The following is an 8,963-nucleotide window of genomic DNA, read 5'->3' on the forward strand; positions in this document are numbered from 1 at the left end:
GAAGCTAGCGGTTGGCGGCGGATTTGGAGCCGCGCGGCTTGGAGGCGGACTTGGAGCGCTTGCGCGACGCCAGGCCGCGCTTGTGCAGCTTGACCGCGAGCGCGACGTCGTCGGCGCTGGGCGCGCCGCCGTCAGAGCCGGTTTCGAGCACGGACGGCAGCCTCTGGAACCGGGGCTCGGACAGGAACGTCGCACAGCCCTTCTCGCCGAACTCGCCCTGGCCGAGGAGCGCGTGGCGGTCCCGGTTGGAGCCCAGCGGGGTCATCGAGTCGTTGACGTGCAGCGAGCTCAGGCGCTTGCGTCCCACGATCGAGTCGAAGTTCTTCAGCGTGTCGCGCAGGCCTTCGACGGTGCGAACCTCGTAGCCCGACGCCAGCAGGTGGCACGAATCCAGGCAGATCCCGAGGCGATCGCCGCCGCCGGAGGCATCGATCAGAGCCGCAAGTTCCTCGAACGAACGTCCAAGCGTGCCGCCGGCCCCCGCGGTGTCCTCGAGATGCAGGTGGCAGCGCTCGGTCTCGTCGAGTGCCTCCTTGATGACCTTGCCCGCTCGCTTGATCGCCTTGCCCACGTCGCCCTGCTTGGCCGAGCCCGGATGCAGCACCACGCCGACCGCTCTGATCCCGGCGCCGACCCGCAACGACTGGATCAGCGACGTACGCGACTTGTCGCGCATCTCGCGATCCTCGGTGGCGCAGTTGAGCAGGTACACGGCGTGGATCAGCACCGCCTTGATCTTGGTCGGCTTGATCGCCTCGCGGAACTCGGCGAAGTCGTCGTCGGTGTAGGCGGTGGGCCGCCACATGCGCGGCGACTGGTTGAAGATCTGGATCGCCTCGCAGCCGCGCTCGATGCCCCGTTCCACTGCTTTTGGGAGTCCACCTGCGTTAGATACGTGAGCGCCGATTAGCATGATGCCTACGTCTCCATGCGCGTTCGATTTGCTCCTTCCCCAACCGGGGCATTACACATCGGCGGTGCCCGCACCGCCCTATACAACTGGCTGCTGGCCCGGGGCCAGGACGGCACCCTGGTGCTGCGCATCGAAGATACCGATCGCGAGCGATCGACCCCCGAGAACGTCGAGCAGATCCTGGACGCGCTGCGCTGGCTGAACCTCGGGTTCGACGAGGGGCCGATCTTCCAGTCAGAGCGCGCGGACCGGCATCGCGATGCGCTCGCCCAGCTGCTCGCCGACGGCCACGCGTATCACTCCGCGGCGACTGCCGACGACGTCAAGCTCTACAAGGAGCGCCACGGCTTCGATCGCGGCTTCCGCGGCGAGGCGGAGGAGTCGGGCGCGGTGCGACTGCACTACCCCAACGAGGGCGACACGTTCTTCGACGACATCATCCGCGGGGAGATCCGGTTTGCCAACGTCAGCCGCGACGACCCGGTAATTGCGCGCGCCGACGGCTCCGTGCTGTACAACTTTGCAGTCGCCGTCGACGACCTCGACGCAGGCGTGACTCACGTAGTTCGTGGGGAGGACCACATCTCCAACACACCGACGCAGCTGCTCGTGTTCCGGGCGCTGGGCGCTGAACCTCCGCGGTACGCGCACCTGCCGTTGCTGCACGGCCCCGACGGGCGCAAGCTGTCAAAGCGACACGGCGCCGCGTCGGTCCAGGAGCTACGCGCCGCCGGCTATCTGCCCGAGGCGGTGGACAACTACATCGCGCTGCTGGGAGCGGGGTTTGCTGCGGACGAGGAGTTCTTCACGATGGACGAGCTCGCGGAGCGCTTCCGCCTCGAGCGCGTGTCCAAGAACTCCGCGGTGTTCGACGAGCGCAAGCTCCGGCACCTGAACGGGCGCCACCTGCGCGAGCTCTCGGTCGACGAGTTGACGAGCCGGCTCGAGGAGTACACGGGTCGCACCGGGCTGCGCGGGGCGGTCGAGATCTCGCGCGAGAAGATCCAGACGCTTGCGGACTTCTGGCCGTTGGCCGGATTCTTCTTTGACGGCCCCGTCGACGACCCCAAGGCATTCGAAAAGGTGATCGGCCGCGACGGGGGCGTGGATACGTTGCAGGCGGCGCGCCAGGCGCTCGCGACCGCGGACCCGTTCACGTTCGACAACGTGGAAGCTTCGCTGCGCGAAGTCGTCGAGGCGAACGGCGGCAAGGCGGGCCGTGTTTTTCAGCCGATACGCGTGGCGATTGCGGGCACGACCGTATCCCCAGGTATCTTCGAAAGCGTGACACTGCTGGGGCGTGAGGAGACGCTTGCCCGGATCGACAAGGCGCTTGATCGGGCCCGGTCGTAGAAAGGCCTCAAAGCCATCGAACATCTGCCGATAAAAGAGGCTGAGCGGAAATCCCGCGAGGCGGAGCCAGTCTCCGCTGCGTCCGATCAACCGACCAATGAGAGCAAGGCTTTCGTGGCAACGCTAGCTGCAGTCAAAACATCAACTTCAGATTCCGTCGTCGCTGGTGAGCAGCGTCGTCACAACGAGGGCCACGGTCGCAGGCTGACCGCCGCCTTCGAGGCGCTCGAGGCCTTCCCGATGCTGGTCGAGTCCCGCAACCGGGTCATGCGCCTGTTCGAGCAGGGCGAGCCGCCGACCGCCGAGGTCGTCGCCGCCGTCGAGGCCGACGTGGCGCTCGCCGTCACGGTCCTGCGCCTGGCAAACCAGGTCGACGGCCGTCAGCATGGCCGCGTCGAGAGCGCCGTCAAGGGCGTCGAGGTCCTGTCACCGCGCACCGTCCACGCGATCGCCAGCCGCGCTCGCACGTTTGACTTCTTCGAGCGCACCGCCGTCTGGCAGGGTGTGCCCGAGCGCTTCCGTCTGCACGGCGTCGCCACCCAGCGGGTCGCCGACCGGCTCGCTCGCGAGCTCGGCTACGAGTCGCGCGACCGTCTGATGGTCACCTCGCTGCTGCACGACGTGGGCAAGCTGGTGCTCGTCCACGCGTACCCCGGCTACCCGCGTCAGGTTCACGCCGACGCGCGGACTCCGGAGGAGCGCATCCAGACCGAGCGTCGCGAGCTCGGCGTCGACCACGCGCTGGTCGGCGGCGTCCTCGCCCGCCGCTGGGGCCTGCCGAAGTCGATCGCCAGCGTCATCGAGCGTCACCACGCCGAGGACGCAGACGGCGAGGCCGCCCTGGTGCGACTCGCCGACATGCTCGCGCACTACGTGCTGGGCGGCGTGATCTCCCCGTCGGAGCTGCTGTCGGTCGCGCGCGTCGTCGGCGTCAAGCCGGCCGACCTGCGCACGGTCATGTACGAGCTGCCGCTCCCCACCGCCGGTGGCCGGCCGCGTCAGATCGACCCGTGCCCGATGTCCAGCCGCGAGATCGACGTGCTGCGTCGCCTCGCGCGCGGGATGGTCTACAAGCAGATCGCCTCGGAGCTCGGCCTGTCGACGAGCACGGTGCGCACGCACCTGCACAACGTCTACGGCAAGCTCGGCGCGATGGACCGTGCACAGGCGGTCCTGATCGCCACCGAGCGCGGCTGGATCTAGAGTCTGACTCCAAGCCAGCGCGCTTGGCCGGCGAGCGCCGGATCAAGCGGATCAAGGACGCAGGATCGAAGCTGTAGCAGCGCTACAGCGAGAGCCGAGGACGCTGAGTCCGCGCAGATCCGCCGCCGCCAGACGAGTGCGGGGGCTTGGACGGCAGGCTCTCATTAGTCGGACGCTTACCGGCTAGACGGTGGACTCTGCCGGTGGCGGTCGCATACGATCGTCCCGGTAGATGATTTCGATCACCACCAAGTCGCCGTACGCGCTGAGCGCGCTGGTCGAGCTGTACCACCACGGCGATCGCGGCCCCGTCCCGATCGCCGAGCTGGCGCGGCGGCGCGAGATCCCCGTGCAGTTCCTTGAGCAGCTGTTCGCGACCCTTCGGCGATCGGGGATCCTGCGTTCTCACCGCGGCGTCAAGGGCGGCTACACGTTCGCCCGGCCCGGCACCGAGATCACGGTGCTCGAGATCGTCGAGCTGCTCGACGGTCCCGTCGGCGCGGGCGCGACCGGCGTGTTCGCCACGGCCGCGTCGGCAGTGCGGTCGGTGCTCGGCGAGTCGACGGTGAGCGATGTGGCCGAGGCCGAGACGCGCGCGGCGACGACGCCGATGTACCACATCTAGGTAGCGGCGTGACCTCCGAGCGGTGTCGCGCAAGCGCACGGGGCGGCAAAACGTTGGTATCACGGGCGCTGTGAGGCGACGGCCGACATGTTCCCGGTTAGGAACGGGGATGGGGCACGAAATTTGGGAGCCTCGCAGCGCCATCCGCTATGTGGTGGCCGTGCTGGCACCCCGGGAACGAGCGGTCCTGAATCGCGGAAGAAGCGTTCCGATTTGATCGTTTCTTGAGCAGATCAGATCCCCGTGGGCGCGCAGCGCCAACAGCGGGCCCACTGGGTACCGCCACTGCGCCCCACGGCTGATCTATCGCCAGGCGCCGTTTCTCGCCCGACCGTCGGCGTCAGCCCGCTACGGGCTGTGGGAACCACTGGCTGGTCATCACACCGGTGGCCCTTGCGACCGACGGTGCGGAGCACCGTGCCAGTGCTCCGCTCAAATTTGAGTTCACGACTTGTCAGTAGTCCGCCGCGGGTGTCGAGAGGACCCGGCCTCGATGCGACCCGTTGCGACGACAGTGATCGTCCGTTCCCAGTTTCGTTAGTCCCGCGTCGACCGCTCACACGCCCCCAAACCGCGAGTTCGCCGCACTTCTCGTACCGTTGGCGGCCGTAATGGCCCCGATCGCAACCAACATCGCCGACTACGTCGGCCGCACGCCGATGCTGCAGCTGACGCGGGTGCTCGACGGTGCCCCCGCCGAGGTGTTCGCCAAGCTCGAGGCGCTGAACCCCGGCGGCAGCGTCAAGGACCGGATCGGCGTATCGATGATCCAAGCCGCCGAGGAGGCCGGGCAGATCGAGCCGGGCCGCACGACGATCGTCGAGGCGACCAGCGGCAACACCGGGATTGCGCTGGCCTTCGTGTGCGCCGCAAAGGGCTATGACCTGGTGCTGACGATGCCGCAGGGGATGAGCCGCGAGCGTGAAGGGCTGCTGCGCCTGTACGGCGCCAGAGTCGAGATCACCGAGTCGCTGGGCGGAATGAACGAGGCGGTCGACGCCGCCCGGGCGATGGCATCCGACACCGACGTGTTCCTGCCCGACCAGTTCTCAAATCCCGCGAACCCCGAGATCCACCGCCGCGCCACCGGGCCCGAGATCTGGGACGCGACCGACGGCCGCGTCGACGTGTTCGTCGCCGGCGTCGGCACCGGCGGCACGATCACCGGCGTCGGCGAGTTCCTCAAGGACCGCAACCCACAATGCCGCATCGTCGCCGTCGAGCCGGCCGCGTCGGCGGTGCTGTCGGGCGGCAAGCCCGGCCCCCACAAGATCCAGGGGATCGGAGCCGGCTTCATCCCGCAGGTCCTCAACCGCGAGGTGATCGACGAGGTGATCGCGGTCGACGACGAGGCGGCGATCGACACGGCGCGCATCCTCTCGCGACACGAGGGCGTGCTCGCCGGAATCTCCTGCGGGGCGGCGGTGTGGGCGGCGCTCGAGCTCGCACGCCGCCCTGAGCACAAGGGCGCCAGGATCGTCACGATCCTCCCAGACTCGGGCGAGCGCTACGTGTCGACGCCGTTCTTCGCGCCGGCGGGCTGATCGCCGGCGGCCGTAACCTGCGGGATCGCGACCCGGGCACCGCCACTAGCTAGGCTTTCCTCATGGTCGGCCGGATGATCGGGGAGATCCGACGCGATGTCGCCACGGCGCGCACGAGGGACCCGGCGGCTCGAGGCGTCGGCTCACTCCAGGTGCTGGCGACGTGGCCCGGTGTGCACGCGCTGCTCGCTCATCGTCTGGCGAACGCGCTGTACCGCGCCCGCGTGCCGTTCCTGCCGCTGGCGATCGCGGCGATCGCGCGGTCGATCACGGGGATCGAGATCCATCCGGCCGCGACGATCGGTGAGGGGTTCTTCATCGACCACGGGATGGGCGTGGTCATCGGCCAGACGGCTGAGATCGGCGACGACGTCACGCTTTACCAGGGGGTCACGCTCGGCGGCACCGGATTTGCCACCGGCAAGCGCCACCCGACGGTGCAGGACAACGTAACGATCGGATCGGGAGCCAAGCTGCTGGGGCCGATCACCGTCGGACACGGCTCGAAGATCGGCGCCGGCAGCGTCGTGATCCATGACGTCCCCCCGAACTCCACCGTGGTCGGCAACCCGGGACACCCGGTGCGCATCGAGGGGCGGCGACCGGAGGGACCAGACGCCGACTGGGTGCACCTGCCCGACCCCATCGCGGACGCCATCAAGGGCCTGTCTCAGCGGATCTCAGCGCTCGAGCAGCAGTCGGGCAACGGCTCGCCGGCCGCCGACGTCACCGAGGCACTTTACGGCGACGATCGCGTCAACCGCTCGCGCGGGCCGAACCCCGCGGGCGGCTAACCGGTCCAGCAGCGCTACTCGTCGAACCGGCCGGGCTCGAAGCCCACCGGCGCCGATTCGCCGAAGCGGCCGCCCTCGGCCGTGACCGGCGGCAGCGGCGGTGAAGGCGTCTCTGAGTCGGCGATGTTCACGCGTGACCGCACGAGATACAGGGGCCGGCCCTTGACCTCGTCGTAGATCCGGCCGACGTACTCGCCGATGATCCCGATCGCGATCAGCTGGATACCGCCGAGCAGCAGCACCGCGATCGTGATCGCGCCGAACCCCGGCAGGTAGGAGCCGAGGATGCGCAGCACGATCACGACGGGGATCGCGATGAACGCCAGCGTGGAGATGATGAAGCCGAGCAGCGTCGCCAGCTGCAAGGGCCGGTGGGAGAAGGACGAGATCGCGTCGAGCGAGAAGCGCAGCATCTTGGAGATCGTGTACTTCGTCTCGCCGGCGTACCGCGGGTCGCGGTGATAGGGCACGGCGGCTTGCCGGTACCCGACCCACACGGTCATGCCGCGCAGGAAGCGGTTGCGCTCGCGCATCGACAGGAGCGCGTTGAGCGCGGTCCGGTCGAGCAGGCGGAAGTCGCCCGAGTTGTGTTGCAGCTCGACTTGTGCGAGCTTGTCGAAGAGGCTGTAGAACCAGCGCGCGGTTGCGAGCTTGAAGGCCGACTCGCCCTCACGCTCCTCGCGCACGGCGTAGACCACGTCGCAACCGGCGCGCCAGTGATCGAGCATCCTTGTGATCACCTCGGGCGGATCCTGGAGGTCGGCGTCGAGCATCACGACGGCGTCGCCGCGGGCGTGGTCGAGGCCGGCGGTCAGCGCGGTCTGGTGGCCGAAGTTGCGAGACAGGTAGACCACGCGCACGCGCGGATCGTGCATGGCCAGTCGATCGAGCTGCGCGGGCGACTGGTCGGTCGAGCCGTCATCGACCAGCACGAGCTCGAACGGCAGCCCTTCGAGCGCCGAGCACACGCGCGAATAAAACTCCGCGACCGTCGCTTCCTCGTTGTAGATGGGAGCTACGACGCTGAGCAGCTCGAGCTTGCGCGGGCCGCCGTCGTTGACGTCAGGCGACACGCTCATGCGCTCATGGTACGGACGTCGCCGTTGCGGCGGAATCTCAGGTGGCCGGGCATATCTCGAGCTGGCGGGCTAGAGGAGCGGCATCGACAGGCCATGGGGGATGTATCCGAGGACCTGGACCGCGAGGAACACGCCGGTCATCGCGATCGAAGCGCGCCACAGACGTCTGTCGGCGGCGAGCGCTGCAAGCGGCATCAGCCAGGCCACGTACCACGGCAGCAGCGAGCTGGCGGTGATCAGCAGCGCGACGATCATCCAGCCGGCGCCGTCGATCCAGTCGAGCTCGCCGCGCCACACGTGCAGAAGCAGCCGGCAGAAGACGACGGCGAACAGAACCGCGAGCACGATGCCGGTCACATGCCCCGCCGTCCCGAGTCCCATCCGTGTCGAGATGAATCCGGGGATGCTGTGCCAGTCGCCCTGGCTCTGGCTCTGTGAGATCGATCCGAACAGGTGCAGCGGTCCGACGCCGAACACGGCGAACCCCAGCGCGACCACCGCGGCGCCGGCGACACCGGCGCCGACCAGCACGTCGCGCCGGCGGCTGCGCGACAGGCGGCCCCCGGCGCCTGCGAGCGTGAACGGCAGGAACAGGCCGGCGGTCAGCTTCACGCCGGCGCCGATGACGATCGATCCCGCTCCGAGACGGTCGCGATGCTGAAGCGCGAGCGCGATCCCGGCGACGGCCAGCGCCAGCATCAGCATGTCGTTGTGGCCGCCGCCGACGCCGTAGACGACGACCAGCGGGTTGAGGCCGACGAGTGCTGCGGCCTTCACCGGGTCGACGCCGCGAAGGCGCGCCGTGTTCCACACGATCGCGACGATCGCGAGACTCGAGACCGCTGCGATCGCCTTGTAGGCAAGCGCACTGGCGGCGATCGAGGCGGACGCCAGCGTGTAGCTCAGAACGGTGAACACCGGCCCGTACACGGTCGGCGTTGACACCCATTTGGCGCCGATGAACGGATACACCGGATCGAGGCCAATCGCCGACGGCCCGTGCAGATACGGGTTGGCGCCGTACATGCTTCCCATCCGCGCGTACGCCTGGTAGCTGAACACATCGGTGGAGACGAGCGGCGGCGCCAGCAGGACGAGTGCGTGCAGCGCCGCGATCGTCATCAGCACAGACCGCGCCGACAGGCGGTCGGCCGCTTGAACGGCGACCGCATAGGAGATGAACATCAGCGTCATCACGCCGATCAGCGCGCCGACACTGAGCCCTAGGCCGGTGGCGCCGAACGGGCCGGCGAGCCACTGGGGGACCGGCCGCACCGACTCCGGCAGCAGCGAGTCGGTCCCCGCCGCGGAGATCGAGACGATCAACCCGGTGCCGAGCAGCCCGGACAGGCCGAGCATCCCCACCCGCGTGCGCGAGGAGCCAGAGCGGGCGTTGAGCCGGGAATCCCGAAGCTCGAATGCGCCGGCTTCGGTGGCCCCGAGCGGGCCGTG

The 8,963-nt window shown here is 68.7% G+C and carries 8 protein-coding genes and 1 pseudogene; 6 read left to right on the forward strand and 3 right to left on the reverse strand.

The window, feature by feature from the left end:
* Positions 1 to 4: 4 nt before the first annotated feature.
* The gene (locus tag VGO10_RS14260) at positions 5 to 913 is read right to left on the reverse strand and encodes a deoxyribonuclease IV (RefSeq protein ID WP_327469433.1); all 909 of its coding nucleotides are present in this window, start codon (positions 911 to 913) and stop codon (positions 5 to 7) included.
* A gap of 15 nt (positions 914 to 928) precedes the next feature.
* On the opposite strand from VGO10_RS14260, the gene gltX reads away from it, so the two are divergent.
* The 5 genes from gltX to cysE all read left to right on the forward strand — a co-directional run bounded on the left by gltX (position 929) and on the right by cysE (position 6,432).
* Positions 929 to 2,266 carry a glutamate--tRNA ligase gene (gene gltX / locus VGO10_RS14265; protein ID WP_327469435.1) on the forward strand — a complete coding sequence of 446 codons (1,338 nt, stop codon included), beginning with the start codon at positions 929 to 931 and terminating at the stop codon, positions 2,264 to 2,266.
* A 114-nt stretch (positions 2,267 to 2,380) separates the two neighbouring features.
* The gene (locus VGO10_RS14270) at positions 2,381 to 3,469 is read left to right on the forward strand and encodes an HDOD domain-containing protein (protein ID WP_327469437.1); all 1,089 of its coding nucleotides are present in this window, start codon (positions 2,381 to 2,383) and stop codon (positions 3,467 to 3,469) included.
* Between the two features lie 232 nt (positions 3,470 to 3,701).
* A complete protein-coding gene (locus VGO10_RS14275) occupies positions 3,702 to 4,094 on the forward strand; it encodes an Rrf2 family transcriptional regulator (RefSeq protein WP_327469439.1) in 393 nt (130 codons plus the stop codon).
* Between the two features lie 611 nt (positions 4,095 to 4,705).
* Entirely contained in the window at positions 4,706 to 5,638 is a 933-nt protein-coding gene (gene cysK / locus VGO10_RS14280) for a cysteine synthase A (protein WP_327469441.1), read from the forward strand.
* A gap of 74 nt (positions 5,639 to 5,712) precedes the next feature.
* Positions 5,713 to 6,432 carry a serine O-acetyltransferase gene (gene cysE, locus VGO10_RS14285; RefSeq protein ID WP_414642240.1) on the forward strand — a complete coding sequence of 240 codons (720 nt, stop codon included), beginning with the start codon at positions 5,713 to 5,715 and terminating at the stop codon, positions 6,430 to 6,432.
* 14 nt (positions 6,433 to 6,446) lie between these two features.
* Here the strand turns inward: cysE and VGO10_RS14290 are convergent, their stop codons facing one another.
* Both VGO10_RS14290 and mptB read right to left on the reverse strand, forming a co-directional pair.
* On the reverse strand, positions 6,447 to 7,511 hold the full coding sequence (locus VGO10_RS14290; RefSeq protein WP_327469445.1) for a glycosyltransferase family 2 protein: 1,065 nt from the start codon (positions 7,509 to 7,511) through the stop codon (positions 6,447 to 6,449).
* Positions 7,512 to 7,580: 69 nt separating this feature from the next.
* Positions 7,581 to 8,705: a polyprenol phosphomannose-dependent alpha 1,6 mannosyltransferase MptB gene (gene mptB, locus VGO10_RS14295; protein ID WP_327469447.1), complete on the reverse strand. Its 1,125-nt coding sequence runs from the start codon at positions 8,703 to 8,705 to the stop codon at positions 7,581 to 7,583.
* On the opposite strand from mptB, the pseudogene VGO10_RS14300 reads away from it, so the two are divergent.
* A pseudogene (locus VGO10_RS14300) lies at positions 8,689 to 8,963 on the forward strand (hypothetical protein); the annotation flags it as partial. The gene mptB and the pseudogene VGO10_RS14300 overlap by 17 nt on opposite strands.

The organism is Baekduia sp. (genome assembly GCF_035996765.1).
In the GTDB taxonomy this organism is placed as follows: Bacteria; Actinomycetota; Thermoleophilia; order Solirubrobacterales; family Solirubrobacteraceae; genus Baekduia.